We start from the raw sequence: 20,170 nt of genomic DNA, 5'->3' as shown, positions 1-20,170 counted from the left end.
AAAGAATTGGAAGGGAGCAACACTCTTTATTTCGTACAACGATAAGGATTATAAGCCTATTGCAAGCACAAACAAGCAGTCTACTTACGGATATGTAATGGAATCTACCGACGAGGGGATTATAGTAGTGTTACGTTTTGGAAACATAACTTCAATTGCGGACTCAAATTTAGCACTGGTTGGAAAAGAGATAGTAAAATTTCAGAGTGCCGAACTTATAGATAAAAATAAATATAAGCTTAGCAATCTAATTAGAGGGCAAGAAGGCACTAAAGAGTATCAGCACACAGCAGGTGAAAAATTTGTTCTACTTGATGATTCAATAATATCTTTCGAAGTGCAAAGAGGAAAAAAGTTTTACCTAAAAGCAGTGACTTACGGTGACTCGCTGGAAAATACGGAAGTGAAAGTGATAAATTCATTTAGTAATTGAAATTTAATAAAGTAAGTGCTAGAATTAATATACAGGTATTAATGGTAGAGATATAACATGTCAAAGGAAATGGTCAATGCGTTGAAAGCTGAAGTGAAGAAGCTCAAATATGCTGATTTCAAAGCTAACACTTGGGACGAAGTAATTTCTGGTAAGGGAACATATAAGGATCTTAATAGAACACACGGCCTTGCTATTAACGGACAAAAAATAACTAACGAATTTATTAACGATCTGTATTCAAACCATAAAAATCTAATTCTACGGGATGAAAACGGAAAAGGGAATTATCGTCCATTTCTCAGACAAATTTTCACAGAAATGTTTAAACACGTTGGTGCAACAATTCCCAATAACTCTATTATTGAGGAGTTAATAAATAACTATTATCAGGGCGGATATACTCATTTTCTTCCTAATGATATGAGTCAAGCTCTTGGATCTTTTCATTTGTCAACGCAAAGCAACTGTATGACAAGAGAGTATATTATGGATTGTCGTGAACCCAATTGTATAAAGCTTAGTTTTAGCATGAAATATACAAAAATGCTTAACTATGATGATTATACATATATCGAAACACCAGGTTTTTGCAGTTCAGCGGAGTTTAAACTGAAATGTGAAGATAAAAATGTAACATATGAAGATGGTAAAGTACTTCTTACCATTCCTAAAGAGCTAAAAAACTACAAAGTAAGTGTTAAGAATTTGTTTGATGTTATTGTTGAATATTTTCAGAAGCTTTGCGAAAAATTGGGCTTTAAATTTGAGACAAAAGTGGAACATAGCCTTGGTGAACCACTAAAGGTAGTAAGTGAGGCAAATGCATCTTCTGTTGAAGACTTAAAGCTTAAAGTGAATAATTGAAGATAAGGTATTGAAATTCGTGCTTTTCATGATTTTAGCTTAAGATTTCAGTGTCCGCTACTCGAATGACATCATTTACTATGTAACATTGTACTTATACTAATGAAAAAGATACATTATAATTAAGTATATTTAATCCAGTAAATCATTAAGTGAAAACAGCTCTTTCGCAAAATATCATCTCTCTTATTATGATATTGTCTGTAGCAATTGTCGATATGGCAACTGACCTATACTCAGTTGCACTACCAAGCATTGCCAATTATTTTAAAGTAGAAGGCAGTGTAGTGCAGCTTACAATTAGCTTGAATCTAGTTGGATTTGCGGTGTCTGGATTAATTTATGGTCCATTATCGGATCATTATGGTAGGCGTCCAATGATGCTGATTGGTATGACAATTTTTACTTTGGCAAGTGTCATGTGTTATATAGCCGACAGTATTGCGCTCTTGATACTAATTCGCTTCATACAAGGAACAGGGGCTGGTGTTGCAGGTGTTGTTGGGTATGCAGCAATAAGGGATATGTACTCGGGTAGTGAGTACTCGAGAGTAATTTCAAAATTAAATATGGTTGTGGCACTCTCACCTGGAATAGCTCCAGTGGTGGGCAGTTATATAATTTCACATGGTTATCATTGGAAATTTTTGTTTTTTATTATGTCACTCGCAGCAATTGCTATACTTATTTTTATCTACTTTAAGTTACAAGAAACACTCACTGTAAATAAAAATGAAACCAGTATAACTAACATAATTACTAATATCTTCAAGCAATATATATCAATATTTAGAAATTATCGTTTCCTTGGGTTTTCAGCCATTCATGGATTAACTTTCATGTGGCTTTGGGCATACATTGCTAACTACCCGTTCATATTTGAATCGATGGGCATTGAAGTACAGTATTTTGGCTACCTCATATCGATCATAGTCATATTTTACATAATTGGAACTTTAATTAATAGAAGGTATGTACCAAAAGTAGGGGTTAGCAAAATGCTAATAATAGGTTTGGTGTTACCGATAATATCCGATAGTTTATTGGTATATTTTTATTTCGCGGACAAGTTGAATATATTAATTCTTCAAACTGTTTGGATTCCAGCCAATATCGGACTTGCATTAATAATAAGCAATAACGTAACCTCTGCTTTAGAAACGATCAAAGGTATAGGGCTTGGTAGTGCAGTCCTCTCATTCTGCAATATGATATTTGGGGCTATTGGAATATATATAGTAGGAAAATTTTTTCGCTATGGTATTTTACCAAATTTACTATTAATAATAGCATGCTCTACAATTGCAATTCTTATGTACAGCCAGCTCAAATGTACTGAAAAACACAGGGAATAACCATTATTTGCGTGATCCAGAGCTCATGGGTTATTAATGACTTTATCATGATAATATAATTTTACAGGGGGTGAGAGCTCATAGATTATTAACGACTTTATCATAACAATATAGTTTTACAGAGAGGTGTAGGATGAGTAGTTCACAAAGTATAGATGATTTGTTTCAGGCTGTTGAAAGAGGTGATATTGATGAAGTAAACCGTCTAATAAGTGAAGGAGCAGATGTTAATGCAGTAAAAGATAACAACACTCTTTTACATTGTGCTGCTATGTATGACCACGCAGAGATAGTAAAAGATCTATTGGATAAAGGGGCAGATGTTAATGCAGTAGGTCAAGGTAACAGGACTCCTTTAAATTGGGTTGCTCAAAGTGGTAATAAGCAGATAGTGCAAGATCTATTGGGCAAAGGGGCAAATGTTAATGCAACAGATCACGAAGGAAAGACTCCTTTATATTGGGCTGTTGAAAATGGCCATAAAGAGGAAGTAGAAATTTTACTAAGTAATGGGGCAAATGTTAATGCAGTAGATAAAGGTGGAAAGACTCCTTTATATTGGGCTGTTGAAAATGGCCATGCAGAGATAGTAAAGGATCTATTGAACAAAGGGGCAAATGTTAATGCAAAAGATGATGATGGAAACACTCCTTTAGATTTTGCCGTTAATCATCAAGACATAGAAACTCTATTACGAAACACAGCTGAATTACTTGAGGCTGCTAGAAGAGGTGATATTGATGAAGTAAAACGTCTAATAGATGAAGGAGCAAATGTTAATGCAACAGATCAAGATGGAAAGACTCCTTTACATTCGGCTGCTAACAAAGAAACACGAACTCTATTAATAGATACTGCTTTACTTGAGGCTGCTAAAAGTGGTAATATTAATGAAGTAAAGCGTCTAATAAGTGAAGGAGCAAACGTTAACGCAGTTGAAGATTTGTATACTCCTTTATATTGGGCTGCTAAAAATAATCATTTTAATATAGTAGAAGTTCTATTAGATAATGGAGCATATGTTGATGGTGTCAATTATTCTATGGAACGTGATGTGTTGACTCTATTACAAGAAAAAGAAGCTGAATATTGCAAGAGCTCTTTACATCTGGCTGCTAGGCTTGGCAACTTGGAAGCAGTAAAAGATCTATTAGGGAAAGGGGCAAATGTTAATGCACAAAATGACACAAGAGAGACTCCTTTACACGTCGCTGCTAAAAAGGGCCATAAAGATGTAGTAGAAGCCCTACTGAACGTAAATGGGATCAATGTTAATGCACAAGATAAATATGACAGCACTCCTTTACATCGGGCTGCTAAAGAGGTCCATAAAGATGTAGTAGAAGCTCTATTGGACAAAGGGGCAAATGTTGATGCAGAAGATGAAAATGGAGACACTCCTTTAGATTTAGCCACTACTCAAGACATACGAACTCTATTACAAAACACAGATGAATTACTTAAGGCTGCTGGAAGAGGTGATATCGATACAGTAAACGATCTAATAAATCAAGGAGCAAGTGTTAATGCAACAGATCAAGATGGAAAGACTCCTCTACATTGTGCTGCTAAAAATAGCCATGAAGAGGTAGTAGAATCCCTATTGGGAAAAGATGGAATCGATGTTAATTTAGCAGATAAGAATAAAGATACTCCTTTACATTCTGTTCTTAAAAAGGACAACATAGATATAAATGTATTGAACGCTCTACTGGGAGCAAAAGAAATCAATGTTAATGCACAAGATAAAGATGACAGGACTCCTTTGCATTTGGCTGCTAAAAAGGACAACATAGATATAAATGTATTGAACGCTCTACTGGGAGCAGAAGGAATCGATGTTAATATAAAAGATAAACTTGCAGAACAGACTCCTTTACATTGGGCCGTTGTAAAGGGCCATAAAGAGGCAGTAGAAGCCCTATTGGGAAAAGATGGAATCGATGTTAATATAAAAGATAAACATGGAGACACTCCTTTCAAATTAGCCACTGATGGAGGAATAAAAACTCTATTGCAACCCGCAGAAAAATCTGATGATGGTTCAGCGGGTGGATCATCGACAGATAGTGAAGGGGGTCAAGAGGAAGAAAAACGAGTAGGTGATGATACTGAACTACAATCAGATAATAGCAAAGAAGGGGAAAAAACCAGCACCACCAGTGCAGAACAAGGAACTGGTGTAAGCAACGGTAGTCAACCTACAGGATCTACACAAAATAATGGAGGACAAACCAGCACCACCAGTGCAGGACAAGGAACTGATATAAAAGCTGAAGGTGTAGAGCCTGTTGCTCCCACAGAACCTACACAAACAGAAGAACAGCCGAGCTCTTTTTTTGGTAGTTTGTTTAGTATACTTATGAAGCCTTTTTCATTAATAGGATCATTTTTTAGTGATTTTTTTTCATGGTTATTTGGGTCTGATGAGCCACACAATCATCATCTGAATCTGATCAACCAGTTGTGTTAGAACCACCGAGTAATTCAGGAGACAATGACATAATATAGCTAAAGGTTTACTAGATTCCAGCGTCACGCGCTGGAATGACATCCTCTCTAAGTAGCCTCCTTCTCCTGTCATCCAAGTAGCGTGACACTGGGATGGCTTTGTTGCATCGCTACTTATGAAAGGCTAACTATAGTTAGGATTATAAGCAACCTATTGAAAATCTTGTTTTTTTGCAATCAATCTGATCAAATTTAAGAATAGTAATTTGTTATTTATATTAATAAATTTAATTCTATTGAAAATAGCTAAAGCATTGAAATTCTTGAATTTTAGCCAGATTAGTGAGTGGTAGTGAAATTTCTTTTACTCAAATTTAGGTATTCACTGACCGTTCTTGTTATAAATACCAGAATAATAAGCTACTGATATTCCCTGTTTTTTTTATCTTTAATCCATCATAGCTAGCGATGCAACAAAGCCCACTTGGATCCAGGAATTTTAATTATAGGTAATGCATTGGGTTTGGTGAGTATGGGTTTTGCGTTATAGAATGAAACACTTTTGGTGAATTTGTAAAGAAAACTGGATCCCAGTGGGCTTTGTTGCATCGCTCAAGTGAAAAGAACTGGCAGTTACTGACAAAATTCATTATAAATAGCCATTTAACTGTTGAAGAAAAAATATGCCACAAAAAATGAGAGTCAGTAACTGCCATGAATATAACAAATTTCTCCAAGAAAGAGGAAGCATTTTTTGTTATATCAATGACGCCATAGAAAATTGGTACGAGAATTGTCCAAAAATGCAGGGCGGCAACTATATTTATAGTGATAAAGTTGTGATTTTGGTGCATATAATCGTCAGTTTCTTTAGAATTGGTTTAAGACAAACAGTCGGGTTTATAAAAGGGTACTTGCAACAAATAGGAAGAGATTTGGCAGTTATCAGCTATTCACAAGCATCAAGAAGGTTTAAGAAACTTAATATTAAGATAAATGATTGCAGAATTGATAAAAATAATATGGAAGATATCGAAATTGCTATAGACAGTACAGGAATTAGTATATACAACAACACTCCTGGTCACAGCAAGGAAAATAGCACTGACAGAAAATATCGTGGCTATGAGCAAACGAGAAAATTGCACGTAATGTTGAATATAAACAACAAAAAAGCCATAGCTGTAAAATACAGTAATGGTGTCTACTCTGATCACTATGGAGCTTGTGATTTGCTAAAAGAAGTTGATTTTCAGCATGCCATAAAAGCACTATATGCAGATAGAGCATGTGATAGGCACAAGTTTTATAAGTTGTGTAACAAATATGATATAAAGACAAAAATTCCACCAATAAACAATGCGGCAGAACATCCAGAAATAGATTATATGTCTGACAGGAATGCTGCTATTAGGTTAATAAAATTATACGGTGAAGATGGCATGAAAGAATGGAAAAAAGAAGTAAATTATGGGAAAAGATCTTATATTGAAGGGTTTTTCTCAAGATTAAAGCAAATATTCGGATTTAGTTTTAGGAATAAATCTGAGATAAATCGAGAAAAAGAACTGCTAATCAAATGCTATTTGCTTAATAAATTCACTGATATTGGTATGGCTAAATTTGAGATAGTTACATGAATTTACCATAAATCACCATCTCATAAAGTGTGATGCAACAAAGCCATCCCAGTGTCACGCACTGGCATGACACCGTCTTGGATGGAAAACTGGATTCCAGTGTCAAGTGCTGGAATGACATCCTCTCTAAGTAGCCTCCTTCTCCTGTTATCCCAGTGCGTGATACTGGGATCTCATTTTACTTTATGATGATGTCATGAAAGTAGCTGACATTGGGATCCAGAAGACTTAATTTCAACCAAATAATAAAGGCTAGATCCCAGTGTCACGCACTGGGATGACAAAAAAAGGAGCACTGGAATGACACCATCTTGGATGGAAATAACGTCACGTACTGGAATGACAAAGAAGAGTGGGCTTTCATATGGTTATGCAAGAAGTCTACTGAATGTAAACCAGTTTCTCACACACACATTTTACCACATGATCGGCGCTGATATTAAAATGCTCATAAAGTGTTTTATAAGGTGCTGATTCTCCGAAGCTTTTCATGCCAATAAATATACCGTTTGAACCTATATACTTATGCCAACCCATTTCACTTCCGGCTTCAATTGCAACTTTAATGCTGTCATTATTTAATATTGCCACTTTATATTCATCGCTTTGCTCGTCAAAAAGCCTCCAGCATGGCATAGAAACAATCCTTGTACCTATACCCTTTTCCTGCAATTTCTCCCTTGCTTCAACTGCAATTTCAACCTCGGACCCCGTAGCAAATATCGTCACTTTTAATTCTTTTGAACATTCACACAAAATATATGCACCAAACTTCGATAAATTAGCAGATTGATCGATATCAGAGTAGAACTTGCGCATGTAACTTACGTTTTGCCTTGAGAGCGCAAACAGTGCTGGAGATTCTTTCTTTTCGAGTGCAATGCTAACACACTCCAGAGTTTCAACTGCATCGGCTGGCCTAAAAACATATAGATTTGGTATAGCACGCAAAGAGGCTAAATGCTCTATTGGCTGATGAGTTGGGCCATCTTCTCCCACTCCAATTGAGTCGTGAGTCATGACATACATAACCTGCTGCTTCATCAGAGCTGAAAGACGTATAGCAGGACGACAATAGTCGGAAAATACCAAAAAAGTGCCGCCATAAGGAAGAATCGCGCCGTGAAGTGCCATACCATTCATACATGCTGCCATAGCGTGCTCTCTCACTCCATAGTGGACATAAGAGCCACTATAATTATTGCTATTTATTACCTGCATGTGCTTATATTTAGTGCAATTTGACCCAGTAAGATCAGCAGAACCGCCGATTAATTCCGGCATAGACTCAGTTAAAAGTTCCATTACCCTACCAAAAGAAGATCGAGTAGCTTCGTTTGGCATTAGCTCACATATTTGTTTCTTCAGGTCAGCTAAAATACCAGCGATATTATCTGGTAGATGTTTATCTAACCGTCTTTGAAGTTCTACATGATATCCTGTTACCCCAGCTCCACTTTTTGTCATCCCAGTGCTTGACACTGGGATCCATTCTTTTTCTTCTTTCCTGGTCACGCGCTGGAATGACACCAAATTGTAGTTTTGTTTTGCTCTCTCAACAGTTTTCTTCCAGGCATTTTTCACATCTTCTGGTACATGGAATGGTTCATAATTCCAGTTTAATTTCTCTCTCATCTGTTTTATGTCTTCTTCCGAAAAAGCACCACTGTGAGCAGAGGATGTGCCAGCACGGCTTGAAAATTTTCCGATAATAGTTTTGCAGCAGATCATTGTAGGTTTATCAGACTTTTTTGCTTGCTCTATTGCAAGGGATATGGCATCAAAATCATGGCCATCAATTTTGTCAACATTCCATCCATACGCTAAGAAGCGTTTCTCTACATCATCAGAGCAGGAAAGGCAAGTAGCGCCATCTATAGAGATATCATTATCATCAAAAAGAGCTATGAGCTTATTCAATTTAAGATGCCCAGCAAGTGATGCTACCTCATGGCTTATTCCTTCCATAAGACAGCCATCCCCTAGCATCACGTAAGTGTAGTGATTGATTCTGAATTGCTTTTTAAGGATTGATTCAGCAAGTGCCATGCCAACAGCAGCGGCAAACCCCTGACCGAGCGGGCCTGTTGTTGCCTCTACCCCGGAAGTCAAGCCGAACTCTGGATGACCTGGGGTCTTGGATCCCATTTGTCTGAAGTTTTTTAGCTCATCTATGCTAATATAACCTGTCAAATATAATATTGAGTATAGTAACATTGACCCATGACCGTTTGATAAAACAAAGCGATCTCTATTGAACCATTTAGAATCATCAGGATTATGATTCAGATATTTAGCAAACAAAACAGTTGCAACATCTGCCATGCCAAGTGGCATACCTGGGTGTCCAGAGTTTGCTTTTTGTACTGCATCAATTGATAAAAAACGGATGGCGTTTGCCATAGATTTTAAATGTGAATGATTCATGTGTTAATAGAAAAACTTAAAAATGAAGTATAAAAGATTATATCAGCAAAAACAAGTTGACACTGAGTGCTAAAATCCTTAATAATCTAAAGTTAAATCGTGAGAGTTTTTATATGACAACTGTTATCACTAGAAAGTATAGGGTTAGCCGTAGACTTGGTGTAAATTTATGGGGTAGAGCTAAAGACCCAGTAAACAAAAGGAAATACCCTCCAGGTCAACATGGTATTCTTGGATTCAAGAAGTTATCTGACTTTGGTAAGCAGTTTGCTGCACATAAGAAATTTAAGTTTTACTACGCGATTTCAAGTAAGCAGCTTAGACGTACATTTTTAGATGCTTATAACAGAAAGGGTTATACGGCTGATAATTTTATCGGTATCTTAGAATCGAGATTAAGTTCTGTTTTATACCACTCTGGTCTTGTTCCAACAATTTACTCAGCAAAGCAGCTCATATCTCATAAGCACGTTACAGTTAATGATAAGGTGGTTAACATATCGAGTTATCGAGTGAAGCCAGGTGATATAATAAAAATAAGAGAAAGGGCAGCAAAAATCCCTGTAGTAATAGAAGCTGAACAAAAACAAGAGCGCAAGGCTCCGGATTATTTAGAAGCAGATAGTAAAGAGCATTCAGTGAAATATTTGAGGTCGCCTCAATATTCTGAGGTTCCTTATTCAGCAGACATGGAAGTCAATTTAGTAGTAGAGTTTTACTCTAGATAGATAAAAAAAGCCCGTGTGGCGGAATCGGTAGACGCAGCGGACTTAAAATCCGTGGGTTTTGCGACCTTGGGAGTTCAAGTCTCCCCATGGGCACCAATTTAACTTAGCAGATAAATACAAAAAAGTATGAAATGGCTTGATATAGAAGATATTGTGGAAGCTCTGGAGGAAAAATTTCCAAATGAGAATATAATTAGTATCAGATTCACTGAGCTTAAAAAAAAGGTCTTGAGTTTAGAGGAATTTGATGATGATGAAAAACGCTGTAACGAAAAAATACTCGAAGCTATTCAAGCAGCTTGGATTGAGGAAAGATTAACCGCATAGCAATAAACCATACGCAAACGTGATTTCTATTACAATTTGCATATTGATTATGCTATTTTTTGGATCTAGCCTGGCAAGTTAATAATAATTTAACTAATTACAATTAAAACAGCTATAAGGTTAATTATGAGGCAAAGATGACAGCACAAAATTTGGTAAATGGAACGATCTTGGCAAGTGCTACGTTGAGATAAGTTTTGCATAAAAATACTGCTTTTACGGTGTGAGGCCAGAGGGTAGAGCCTTTGTAAAGCAGTTAGAAGGTTGTCATCTAAGTAGCGTGACCAGAGCTAGATTCCGCGAACACGCCGCGGAATGACGACTATGCAATATGTGTTGCGGAGTGACGATTATGGTCATACCGTCACGGTATCTCACAAACATGTAGCAGTAATGACAAAATCTCAAGTTATATGTATACTTTTATATTATCTACCTACTAAAAAAACAGAAAAATGCTCAAACGTAGCGGTCCAAAAAAATTAAAGTCTATAATTGAAAACTATGCATTAAAATGCATGAAAAATAAGATTAGTAAAAATGAAATACGTCTTATTTTAAACTGGCGAAATATAGTAGGGAAAGAAATAGCAGAGTGTACAAAACCGAAAAAGATCTCATATGCACAGAATATAAATTCGGGTGTGTTGCATCTGGTAGTAACAAATGGCAGCAAAGCATTGGAAATTCAGCATATGATTTCTCTTATAATAGAAAAAATTACGATATTTTTTGGTTATAAAGCAGTATATGGTATAAAAATTAAGCAAGAGAGTATTGACTATTTGACTATATAAGGTAATCTAAGTACATAGAATAATTTGGTATATTGAAGTGAGTAGAGTTTGTGAATTAACAAATAGAAAAAAATCTTTTGGTAATAAGGTATCACATTCGAATCGTAAAACAAAGCGTACCTTTCTTTTAAATTTACATAAGGTTACGTTAACAAGTGATATATTGAATAAAAAGTTTAGATTTCGTGTGGCAACAAGAACTTTGAGAACTATAGATTACAAAGGTGATTTAGATGCTTTTTTGCTCAACACAAGAACGATTAAACTAAGTGAGAAAGCGCAGAAGATAAAAAGAAGGTTGAAAAAAGTTTTAGTAAAGCAAGAGGTAGAGTTAGCCGTTTCAGATGCATAACAAACCTCAATGGCTCAGAGCAAAAGCTCCGACCGGTGAAGTATTCAATGAAACCTTAAACATCGTTAAACTGCATAACTTACATACGGTATGTGAAGAAGCTGCATGTCCAAATATTGGTGAATGTTGGAATAAACGTCACGCTACTGTGATGATTCTCGGTTCTGTTTGCACTCGTGCTTGTGCATTTTGCAACGTTGCAACTGGCATTCCTGATAAGTTAGACCCTCATGAACCAGAAAATTTAGCAAAAGCAATAAAAAAGTTAAACTTAAAACATGTTGTCATTACTTCTGTTGATCGTGATGATTTACCAGATGGTGGCGCAAATCAGTTTATACAGTGCATAGAAGAAATTAGAAAGATAACTTCAGAAACAACAATAGAGATTTTAACTCCTGATTTTTTAAATAAGAAAGGAGCATTTGAAGCAATTGCTGTTGCATCACCTGATGTCTATAACCACAATATTGAAACAGTGCCGAGATTGTATGCAAAAATAAGACCACGAGCTCGCTATTTTCATTCACTATATTTGCTGAAGATGGTAAAGCAGATTAATCCTAAAGTTTTCACAAAGTCAGGGCTTATGGTTGGTCTTGGAGAAACAAAAGAGGAAATACTTCAGGTTATGGACGATTTGCGCAGTGCTGAGGTTGATTTTATTACAATTGGTCAATATCTACAACCAACTCCAAAACATGCAAAACTTGATAGGTATGTTACCCCAGAAGAGTTTGAGCATTATAAATATATTGCTTACTCCAAAGGTTTCTTAGTGGTTGCATCAAGCCCACTGACTAGGTCATCATACCACGCTGAAGAAGATTTTAACAGGCTCAAGGCCTGTCGTTGACATTTGTGTTAATTCAAATTAATTTTTACTAATTATAAAGGAGTTGAGCGACTTTACGTAATGTCTACTATAAAAATCAAGAAGAAATCACAATTAGTTAAAGAGGTATTCGATTCCGTGGCAAGTCGCTACGACACCATGAATGATATAATGAGCCTCGGAATGCACAGATTATGGAAAGATAAGATGGTAAATAGTGTGCATTTTACAAAAAACTCTAAGGTTTTAGATGTTGCTGGAGGAACTGGAGATATAGCAATAAGAATAGTAAGAAAAGAGCCAAGTGCTAAGGTTACAGTATGCGATATAAATCAAAACATGCTAAACAGAGGACGTGATAAAGCTATAAATTCAAACCAAATTAATTTTGATTGGGTATGTGCAAGTGCAGAAAGTTTACCATTTGAAGACTACGAATTTGATTATTGCACAATAGCTTTTGGCATTCGAAATGTTTCTGACCGCAAGAAGGCTTTGAATGAGGCGCACAGGGTATTAAAACCACATGGGAAATTTATCTGCTTAGAATTTGCCCCTATGCACTATCAAAATGAGATATTTACCAAACTTTATGACTTATATTCATTTAAAGTAATTCCTAAAATTGGCAGCATAGTTGCTAAAGACAAGAGTTCTTATGAATATTTAGTGAAGAGCATCAGAGAATTTCCAACTCAGGCTGATTTTAAAATGGAAATTGAAGAGGTAGGCTTTAAGAATGTTGAGTTTCATAATATGAGCTATGGAATAGTGGCATTACACATTGGAACAAAATGAATATTAAACTCTGGTATAGAACGCTGGATTATTATCTCATCCTTCCAGTGTTTTTTTTGCTCACTATAAGCTTCATTCTTGTTTATTCAGCAAGCCCTGTAATTGCGCAGCGTCTTTCTTTACCACAAGATTATTTTATACGGCGTCACACAATTTATATAGTCCTGTCACTAATTACCTTGGTGACATTTTCTTTTCTCAACACAAGAACTATACTTAACCTCTCATTCGCAGGTTTCGCTTTATTTACTATTCTAGTAGCAACTGCGATAATACTTGGTATAGAGGTAAAAGGTGCGAAACGATGGTTACATATTGTCAAAATTTCAGTTCAACCATCTGAGTTCGTAAGGCCATTTTTTTCTGTTGTTATAGCTAGTATCTTGGCCAGCGAAATGAAATTTAAAATACACATATCAATCATAATATTTCTGTTAGTTTTTGTGTTGTTACTTTTGCAACCTGATTTCAGTATGTCTATGCTTTTAACATATTCTTTTATTGGTCAAATGTTTATTGCATGTATACCACTTTTATACTTTCTATGCATAATAGGAATGGCCACAACTGGAACTACAATAGCTTACTTATGCCTCCCACATATAAAGCAAAGGATTTACAATTTTGTCTTTTTTACGCAACGCGATAACTTTCAAGTCACAAAATCATTAGAAGCATTCAAAAGAGGCCAATTAACTGGAGTTGGACCTGGTGAAGGTAGCGTAAAAGCCTCTCTTCCTGATTGTCATACAGATTTTGTGTTTTCTGTTTTAGCAGAAGAATTTGGTTTGATTACGTGCTTAGCCACATTGATGTTATTTGGTATCATTTCCGCCCGCTTGCTTTACGTTGCATATAGGGAAAATGAATTATTTAATCTGTTAGTGATTCTCGGTATCTCAATGCAATTCATCACACAATTCATAATAAACATAGGGGTAACATTGAGTGTTTTTCCTACCACCGGCATAACCCTGCCGTTACTTAGCTATGGTGGTTCTTCTCTTTTATCTTCGAGCATCGCACTTGGCATAATGCTGTCTTTCAGTAGAAACCAAGCTATCGCATTAAAGTTTCGTGAGCGTGTTATGCTTGGAAGGTATATGGACTAAACTTATACCGCTTACAACTATTATTGGTATCCCTCCAAAATGGGTATCTGTTCAGATGAGTGGCAAAATAAGGTAGACGAGAAAAGCAACTATAGGAACAAATGGGTGTCATGCAAGTAGCTGACACTGGTATCCAGTCCTTTTGCACAGTTCCATCAAAAACGTTGTAAAGCGCTTTCGTGTTTACCAACTTAGTGCCCAATCTGGATCCCAGAATGGGATGACAAAAAAAGGAGCACTGGAATTTTTGTTTCAGCATTAGCCATGCATCTGAACAGATACCAGAAAATATTCCACTGACATGCTGAACAACAAATACATCACTATGTCATTTATCGCAAAAACTTATATTTTTCGTAACCATTCACACTTAATTCTGCAATTCTTTGATCTCACTCATAGAAAGACCAGTAGTTTGAGCTATAATATTAAAAGAAACACCTGCTTTAAGTAGATTCTTTGCGACTTCAATTTCCCTCTCTTTTCTACCTTCCTCTTTAGCAAGATCAAGTCTGTATTCAAGAATTGCTTCTTCTTTGCGCAGATCCATTATTCTTTCTTCATAAGCTACTAGATCTTTTTCATTCCAGTGAAACTTATCTAATTCATCATATGCTAGCTTTATTATTGGTGATTTTTCCGCAATTTTTCTGAGATCTTCGTCCGTTGTTTCATCTGCATATTTGAAAAAAAATAGCCAACGGTCTACTACACTTTCTAGTTGTTCTTCTCTACTCTTAGGAAATTTTGGCAGCTCTATGAAGATAAATTGAAAATCTTTTAAGTCATGCTCATTGGTTTTTTCATCTCTTATGGTATGGCTAGATATATAGTCAAGCTTATCAGGGAATAGGGTACAATTTGAAATCGCGATAAAGAAAATCTTCTTTAAATCAACGTATTTACCAGATTTATCAGCTTGTCTTGAGTAAGCCTTAGCAGCATAAAGTTGTGCGCGTTTTTCAAAGCCTTTATCACGAGTGAGCTGCATCTCAATTATATACCTGTTCCCACTAGAATCCCTGCAAAGAACATCAACAATGCTTTGTTTATCAGAAGCAATTTCAGGGTCCATAATGGTGCTTAAGAATTCTACTTCTTGTATAGTGTTGACTTCAGTACATCCTAAAATATCGTTTAAAAAATGGATAAGAATATTCTTATTTTTTTCAGTGCCAAAGATTTTCTTAAATGTTAAATCTAACTTTGGATCGAGAAATTTAGAAAGAGCCATAGTAAAAATACTGAGAAAAGATTAATAATTATACACTATTATTAACAACTATTCAACCATATTTTTAAGTTAGCTATACCGCCGCGGCGCTAACATGTAGCGGGATGACGAGCTTATCGTCACGCCGCCACGAACCGTCATACCGCCGCGGTATCTCTTAACATAGATCCCTTACTTAACCGTCATACCTTAACATAGATCCCGCTAACACGTAGCGGGATGACGATTGTCGTTTAGCCATAAATACTTAAGAAATTTACCAAACGAAAAAAAGGCAAAAGAAGCCCTAGTCATTGTCTATTTTCAGTATTGGCGTTTTTTAAGTCTTAAACACTGCAATTTAGCTGCTTTTAAATGCAACACACCTTAGTTTAAATGTTTAAGAAATTTACTAAGCAGAAAAAAAGGCAAAAGAAACCCCGTGTTAGCTAGTTGTCACTCTCTAATCCTGCAAATTGGCGTACTATACTGTCTTAAACGACTTATAAGCGCGTTTCAGCTTATATAGGTAAAAACCTAGAAATGTTGTGAAGACATAAGGTGCACATAGTGCAAAAAATTAAAAATAAGACGCCAACTACGTTGTTTTCTTGCTGTTTAATCTGCACAGATGAAGATAACTGAATACCTTCAATACCATGATAAGAGGACTGGCGGAGTTTGTCAAGCAAGTTTTTCGTTTCTGCGGGCTACTACCCTTTCTTGGTGGACTAAAATCACAACAGCTGCAGAACCTAAATTGCTTCATACTACACCTTTCCCCTTTCCCCTGAAACTAAAATCTATATACTTCACTTTAGAAACTTTAAAATAAGATGCGATCTAATATTAGGCAGTTATTTTACTATATAAAGCCTAATCTATCCTATTTTGTCATAGCTTTTATTGCAGTTTTATTTTCAGCCTTAATGATCCTCCTCTTTGGCAGAGGCTTAAGCAATGTAATTGATTCTGGCACAGAGCACGATTTTACTACCAAACTATTAGTTGCAATACTTATAGTTTTAGCCATTTCTCTCACTGCATTTACTCGGTTATATTTCATTGGCATTGGCAGCGAGAAAGTTATCGCAAGAATCAGATATGACTTATATAGCAGTATCACTAACTTGCAACCAAGTTTCTTTGAGAACACAGGCGTACAAGATGTTATCTCAGCGTTAATTACTGATACCTCTGTGCTGCAATCAATAATAAACAGCAGCTTACTAACCATATTACGAAATTTTGTGATTCTGATTGGCAGTGTTGCTATGTTATTATATACAAATATACAACTAACTGCGTATGCAGCCGCAATAATACCTATACTACTCATTATCATGACCTCACTTGGAAAAAAAGTGCGTAGCTATGCACGCTTTGCCCAGGATAAATTAAGTGAGCTTGCGTCATTTAGTGAGGAAAATTTTAGATCTATAGTGACTATCAAATCGTTTGTACTCGAAGAAAATGAAAAAACCCGTTTTAAGGAGTATTTAAACTCAGTATCAAAATCATACGTAAAATTAGTACTCTTGCGTGCTATTTTAGTAACTCTAGTTATCACGTGTGTGATAGGTTCACTAGTTGTTTTGCTCTTTTTTGGTATTAAAGAAGTCTTAAGCAATAATATAACTATTGGAGAACTCTCCTCATTTGTGTTTTATTCAGCGCTCGCAGCAGGAGCTATAAATAATTTGAGCGATAATATCAGTGATTTACAACGAGGTTTTGGAATAGTAGAGCGTTTATTTGAATTTAAAAATATGAAAAGCTCTATAGCAGATCCCGATGATCCTATAAAAATTTGTAGTGTTCAAAAGGGAATTTCGTTTAATGGCGTAACATTTTTTTATGAATCTCAGTCTGATAAGCCAGCGTTAAATAACGTATCATTTTCTATAGAGGCAGGTCAAGCAGTATCAATTGTTGGACCATCTGGCAGTGGTAAAAGCACCATTTTAAAGCTTCTGCTCCGTTTTCATGATCCAAACAAAGGTAGCATTACTATCGATGGGCACAATATTAAGTCAATTGCGCTAAATGACCTCAGATCGTTGTTTGGCTTAGTGCCACAAGATCACATGATATTTTCTTGCTCAATAATGGAAAATATACTATATGGCAAACCAGGTGCCGAATATGAGGAAGTGAAGCAAGCAGCCATCAGCGCTTATGCGATGGAATTTATTGATAAGCTGCCTGATAAATTTGATACATTTGTAGGAAAAAGAGGATTAAAACTTTCTGAAGGACAAAAACAACGTATTGTAATAGCAAGGGCCATACTCAACAATCCTCAGGTTTTAATACTGGATGAAGCAACCTCTGCCCTTGATTACAAAAGTGAGAACCTCGTGCAAAAAGCATTGAGCAAGTTAATGCAAAACAGAACAACAATCGTAATTACACACAGGCTATCAACCGCACTCAAGACTGACAAGATTATAGTAATTAATCATGGAAAAGTAGAAGAAGTAGGAACTCATGACTCTCTAATGAGTAAAGACGGGCTGTATGCAAAACTGGCGAAGATACAGTGGAATTGAAAGAAAATTTAAATCATACCGTTAGTTGATATGCTAGATTTATAATTAAAATTATTAAATTTTTAATTTTATTATTTTATAATGGTTCCATAGTTATCCGGAAATTTCGTGATCTGTAGTTTCTTTCATTCAAGTTATATTCATAGCTTGTTCTATCTTAATGTAATTCCAATTTTGACTGTATAGGAGGTCTCTATGTTAAAACATAACTATAGTGATAAAATCAATAATCGCTATTCATATACTAACAAATTTTCTTATAGTGATGAGGGTGTAGACGAGACGATCAAGGATAAAATCACAACTGAAGATCAGGTGGTAACTGATGATGTTGAAGAGCCTGATGCTGGTAATGATGGTTACAGCGAAGGTATGGCTTTCTCTTACCATGGTTACGGCAACGACTTAATATAAACTCTGATCCAGGAAGATAAAATAGTTAAGATAAACCTTCAACTAGTCCCACTTATTCACTATACTGCTATAGATTTTATAGCAATATAGTGAATGAACATTTTTAAGCAGATTTCCTCTCTAATCTTTAGTAAATTGAATGAGTTGAAACAAAGGGGTGTTATAAGCACAAGTGCAGCAAACTTTATCATAGAGCCTCCAAGCAATAGAGTCCATGGAGACATTTACACAAATGTTGCTATGGTGCTTGCAAAGCATGAAAAGAAGAATCCCATTGAAATTGCAGAGGTTTTAGCCAAAGAATTTGAACTTTTTGATGAAGTTGCAAAAGTGGAAATAGCAGGCTCTGGTTTCATCAACATGCACTTAAAAATAGAAGTGTGGCATGGAATTTTAAAACAAATAAATGAGCTAAAAACAGAGTTTGGCACCCTAGATATAGGGAACAATCAGGCCATCAATGTTGAATTTGTATCTGCAAATCCAACTGGTCCACTGCATATTGGTCATGCAAGGGGGGCAGTATTTGGTGACGTTCTGGCAAATTTATTGAAAAAAGTTGGTTATAAAGTTACTAAGGAATACTATATTAATGATGCTGGAGCACAGATAGATACGCTAATTCGGTCAGTGTATTTGCGATATAAAGAAGCTCTGGGAGAAAAAATTAGTGTTGAAAAAGGTTTATACCCAGGTGAATATTTAAAACCGATAGGGGAGGGGCTGGCCAAAAAATATGGCGCAGAGCTTCTAGAAAAGGAAGATAATCAAGTGATTAGAGACTATACTTTAAGTTCTATCTTAGAAATTATAAAGGAAGACATGAACTTACTTGGAGTAAATCATGATGTTTTTACTTCAGAGTATGAGCTACAAAAAAGTGGCAAAATTGAAGAGAGTATAAAGATATTGTCTGACAAGGGTCTAGTGTATGAAGGGTACCTGGAGAAACCAAAAGGCAAAGAAAGCGAAAATTGGACTTCCAGAAAAGAGATGCTATTTCGCTCTACAAAATTTGGTGATGACGTTGACCGTGCATTGAAGAAAGAGGACGGCAGTTGGACTTATTTTGCCTCGGATATCGCTTACCATTTTGATAAGATATCGCGTGGTTTTAACAATATGATCGTAGAGCTTGGTAGTGACCACGGCGGTTATGTCAAAAGACTCAAAGCAGTCGTCTCTGCGCTCAGTGATGATCAAGCAAAAATAGAGGTAAAACTGCATAATATTGTGAATTTTTTCGAGAACGGCAAACCTGTTAAGATGTCCAAAAGATCAGGAAACTTCCTAACAGCAAGAGATGTAGTGGAAGAAGTTGGCAGGGACATAACTCGTTTTATAATGCTAACACGCAAGAATGATATGGTCTTGGACTTTGATTTTGCTAAAGTTAAAGAACAGTCAAAAGACAACCCTATTTTTTACGTGCAATATGCGCATGCTCGTGCTCATTCGTTAATGCGTAATGCTCCAAAAGAGCTCCCAACAGCAGATCCTTCACTTTTAAGGACAGGTGGAGAGCTCTTCCTCATAAAAACCTTAGCAAAGTGGCCAGATGTGGTAGAAATTGCAGCAAGGCTTTGTGAGCCACACAGAATTACTTTCTACTTACTTGAAGTTGCAGAAGCGTTTCACGTTTTATGGGGGTATGGCAAGAGTGATTTAAACATGCGTTTCATACTGGAAGACAACTTAAACCTCACCGCTGCAAGAATGTTTCTCGTGCAGGCCTTAGCACACGTCATCGCTTCTGGACTTTCTATCTTCAATATAGAGCCTTTGGAAGAGATGAGTTGATTTTTTTATGCAAGATTGTTTTTTCAACGAATAGAAAAGTTGACAAAATTAAGTAAAAATGTTATAGTT

General features: G+C 36.0%; 19 protein-coding genes and 1 tRNA gene. 17 read left to right on the top strand and 3 right to left on the bottom strand.

The window, feature by feature from the left end; all coding sequences use genetic code 11:
• Window positions 1–97: 97 nt before the first annotated feature.
• The 4 genes from ONI09_RS04210 (at window position 98) to ONI09_RS04195 (ending at window position 5,128) form a co-directional block, all read left to right on the top strand.
• A complete protein-coding gene (locus ONI09_RS04210) occupies window positions 98–433 on the top strand; it encodes a GTA baseplate fiber-binding domain-containing protein (RefSeq protein WP_265013774.1) in 336 nt (111 codons plus the stop codon).
• Window positions 434–490: 57 nt separating this feature from the next.
• Window positions 491–1,300 (top strand): hypothetical protein, encoded by an 810-nt coding sequence (locus ONI09_RS04205; RefSeq protein WP_265013773.1) that lies wholly within the window; start codon window positions 491–493, stop codon window positions 1,298–1,300.
• A gap of 152 nt (window positions 1,301–1,452) precedes the next feature.
• Window positions 1,453–2,655 (top strand): multidrug effflux MFS transporter, encoded by a 1,203-nt coding sequence (locus ONI09_RS04200; protein WP_458695092.1) that lies wholly within the window; start codon window positions 1,453–1,455, stop codon window positions 2,653–2,655.
• Window positions 2,656–2,788: 133 nt separating this feature from the next.
• Window positions 2,789–5,128, top strand: a complete 2,340-nt coding sequence (locus tag ONI09_RS04195; protein ID WP_265013772.1) for an ankyrin repeat domain-containing protein — start codon at window positions 2,789–2,791, stop codon at window positions 5,126–5,128.
• A gap of 481 nt (window positions 5,129–5,609) precedes the next feature.
• Here the strand turns inward: ONI09_RS04195 and ONI09_RS04190 are convergent, their stop codons facing one another.
• A complete protein-coding gene (locus ONI09_RS04190; RefSeq protein WP_265013771.1) occupies window positions 5,610–5,756 on the bottom strand; it encodes a hypothetical protein in 147 nt (48 codons plus the stop codon).
• A 33-nt stretch (window positions 5,757–5,789) separates the two neighbouring features.
• Between ONI09_RS04190 and ONI09_RS04185 the strand changes: the two genes are divergently transcribed.
• Entirely contained in the window at window positions 5,790–6,746 is a 957-nt protein-coding gene (locus tag ONI09_RS04185) for an IS5 family transposase (protein WP_253303014.1), read from the top strand.
• A 51-nt stretch (window positions 6,747–6,797) separates the two neighbouring features.
• The gene (locus ONI09_RS04180) at window positions 6,798–6,935 is read left to right on the top strand and encodes a hypothetical protein (protein ID WP_265013770.1); all 138 of its coding nucleotides are present in this window, start codon (window positions 6,798–6,800) and stop codon (window positions 6,933–6,935) included.
• Between the two features lie 192 nt (window positions 6,936–7,127).
• On the opposite strand, the gene tkt is transcribed toward ONI09_RS04180, so the two are convergent.
• Window positions 7,128–9,173, bottom strand: a complete 2,046-nt coding sequence (gene tkt, locus ONI09_RS04175; RefSeq protein ID WP_265013769.1) for a transketolase — start codon at window positions 9,171–9,173, stop codon at window positions 7,128–7,130.
• A 113-nt stretch (window positions 9,174–9,286) separates the two neighbouring features.
• Between tkt and rpsD the strand changes: the two genes are divergently transcribed.
• The 8 genes from rpsD (at window position 9,287) to ONI09_RS04135 (ending at window position 14,122) form a co-directional block, all read left to right on the top strand.
• Window positions 9,287–9,901 (top strand): 30S ribosomal protein S4, encoded by a 615-nt coding sequence (gene rpsD, locus ONI09_RS04170; protein WP_265013768.1) that lies wholly within the window; start codon window positions 9,287–9,289, stop codon window positions 9,899–9,901.
• Window positions 9,902–9,910: 9 nt separating this feature from the next.
• A tRNA-Leu gene (locus ONI09_RS04165) sits at window positions 9,911–9,997 on the top strand.
• A gap of 30 nt (window positions 9,998–10,027) precedes the next feature.
• A complete protein-coding gene (gene iscX, locus ONI09_RS04160; RefSeq protein ID WP_007552114.1) occupies window positions 10,028–10,228 on the top strand; it encodes a Fe-S cluster assembly protein IscX in 201 nt (66 codons plus the stop codon).
• Window positions 10,229–10,683: 455 nt separating this feature from the next.
• Window positions 10,684–11,025 carry a DUF721 domain-containing protein gene (locus tag ONI09_RS04155; RefSeq protein WP_010082513.1) on the top strand — a complete coding sequence of 114 codons (342 nt, stop codon included), beginning with the start codon at window positions 10,684–10,686 and terminating at the stop codon, window positions 11,023–11,025.
• A gap of 37 nt (window positions 11,026–11,062) precedes the next feature.
• Window positions 11,063–11,377, top strand: coding sequence for a 50S ribosomal protein L28 (gene rpmB / locus ONI09_RS04150; protein ID WP_006279619.1), 315 nt, complete (start codon window positions 11,063–11,065; stop codon window positions 11,375–11,377).
• A complete protein-coding gene (gene lipA, locus ONI09_RS04145) occupies window positions 11,370–12,233 on the top strand; it encodes a lipoyl synthase (protein WP_077188099.1) in 864 nt (287 codons plus the stop codon). The genes rpmB and lipA overlap by 8 nt, the downstream gene beginning before the upstream one ends.
• Window positions 12,234–12,293: 60 nt before the next feature.
• Entirely contained in the window at window positions 12,294–13,010 is a 717-nt protein-coding gene (gene ubiE, locus ONI09_RS04140) for a bifunctional demethylmenaquinone methyltransferase/2-methoxy-6-polyprenyl-1,4-benzoquinol methylase UbiE (protein ID WP_265013767.1), read from the top strand.
• Window positions 13,007–14,122, top strand: coding sequence for an FtsW/RodA/SpoVE family cell cycle protein (locus ONI09_RS04135; protein WP_264373796.1), 1,116 nt, complete (start codon window positions 13,007–13,009; stop codon window positions 14,120–14,122). The genes ubiE and ONI09_RS04135 overlap by 4 nt, the downstream gene beginning before the upstream one ends.
• Before the next feature lie 370 nt (window positions 14,123–14,492).
• On the opposite strand, the gene ONI09_RS04130 is transcribed toward ONI09_RS04135, so the two are convergent.
• Window positions 14,493–15,356: an Rpn family recombination-promoting nuclease/putative transposase gene (locus ONI09_RS04130; protein WP_182320143.1), complete on the bottom strand. Its 864-nt coding sequence runs from the start codon at window positions 15,354–15,356 to the stop codon at window positions 14,493–14,495.
• A gap of 815 nt (window positions 15,357–16,171) precedes the next feature.
• On the opposite strand from ONI09_RS04130, the gene ONI09_RS04125 reads away from it, so the two are divergent.
• The 3 genes from ONI09_RS04125 (at window position 16,172) to argS (ending at window position 20,101) form a co-directional block, all read left to right on the top strand.
• Window positions 16,172–17,887, top strand: a complete 1,716-nt coding sequence (locus tag ONI09_RS04125; protein ID WP_265013766.1) for an ABC transporter ATP-binding protein — start codon at window positions 16,172–16,174, stop codon at window positions 17,885–17,887.
• A gap of 195 nt (window positions 17,888–18,082) precedes the next feature.
• Complete coding sequence (locus tag ONI09_RS04120; RefSeq protein WP_010962563.1) at window positions 18,083–18,301, top strand: hypothetical protein; 219 nt, start codon at window positions 18,083–18,085, stop codon at window positions 18,299–18,301.
• 93 nt (window positions 18,302–18,394) lie between these two features.
• Window positions 18,395–20,101 (top strand): arginine--tRNA ligase, encoded by a 1,707-nt coding sequence (gene argS / locus ONI09_RS04115; protein ID WP_265013765.1) that lies wholly within the window; start codon window positions 18,395–18,397, stop codon window positions 20,099–20,101.
• Window positions 20,102–20,170: the final 69 nt, after the last annotated feature.

The organism is Wolbachia endosymbiont of Drosophila pseudotakahashii (genome assembly GCF_026015925.1).
Lineage (GTDB): Bacteria > Pseudomonadota > Alphaproteobacteria > Rickettsiales > Anaplasmataceae > Wolbachia > Wolbachia pipientis.
Note: the sequence above shows the minus strand (reverse complement) of the source record. Positions and strands in the feature narration are given on the sequence as shown.

Bases quoted from the DNA above. Each gene is read 5' to 3' on its own strand.
- ONI09_RS04210 (WP_265013774.1), top strand. From the start codon at position 98: ATGGAATCTACCGACGAGGGGATTATAGTAGTGTTACGTTTTGGAAAC.
- ONI09_RS04205 (WP_265013773.1), top strand. From the start codon at position 491: ATGTCAAAGGAAATGGTCAATGCGTTGAAAGCTGAAGTGAAGAAGCTC.
- ONI09_RS04195 (WP_265013772.1), top strand. From the start codon at position 2,789: ATGAGTAGTTCACAAAGTATAGATGATTTGTTTCAGGCTGTTGAAAGA.
- ONI09_RS04190 (WP_265013771.1), bottom strand. From the start codon at position 5,756: ATGAATTTTGTCAGTAACTGCCAGTTCTTTTCACTTGAGCGATGCAAC.
- ONI09_RS04185 (WP_253303014.1), top strand. From the start codon at position 5,790: ATGCCACAAAAAATGAGAGTCAGTAACTGCCATGAATATAACAAATTT.
- tkt (WP_265013769.1), bottom strand. From the start codon at position 9,173: ATGAATCATTCACATTTAAAATCTATGGCAAACGCCATCCGTTTTTTA.
- rpsD (WP_265013768.1), top strand. From the start codon at position 9,287: ATGACAACTGTTATCACTAGAAAGTATAGGGTTAGCCGTAGACTTGGT.
- iscX (WP_007552114.1), top strand. From the start codon at position 10,028: ATGAAATGGCTTGATATAGAAGATATTGTGGAAGCTCTGGAGGAAAAA.
- ONI09_RS04155 (WP_010082513.1), top strand. From the start codon at position 10,684: ATGCTCAAACGTAGCGGTCCAAAAAAATTAAAGTCTATAATTGAAAAC.
- lipA (WP_077188099.1), top strand. From the start codon at position 11,370: ATGCATAACAAACCTCAATGGCTCAGAGCAAAAGCTCCGACCGGTGAA.
- ubiE (WP_265013767.1), top strand. From the start codon at position 12,294: ATGTCTACTATAAAAATCAAGAAGAAATCACAATTAGTTAAAGAGGTA.
- ONI09_RS04135 (WP_264373796.1), top strand. From the start codon at position 13,007: ATGAATATTAAACTCTGGTATAGAACGCTGGATTATTATCTCATCCTT.
- ONI09_RS04130 (WP_182320143.1), bottom strand. From the start codon at position 15,356: ATGGCTCTTTCTAAATTTCTCGATCCAAAGTTAGATTTAACATTTAAG.
- ONI09_RS04125 (WP_265013766.1), top strand. From the start codon at position 16,172: ATGCGATCTAATATTAGGCAGTTATTTTACTATATAAAGCCTAATCTA.
- ONI09_RS04120 (WP_010962563.1), top strand. From the start codon at position 18,083: ATGTTAAAACATAACTATAGTGATAAAATCAATAATCGCTATTCATAT.
- argS (WP_265013765.1), top strand. From the start codon at position 18,395: ATGAACATTTTTAAGCAGATTTCCTCTCTAATCTTTAGTAAATTGAAT.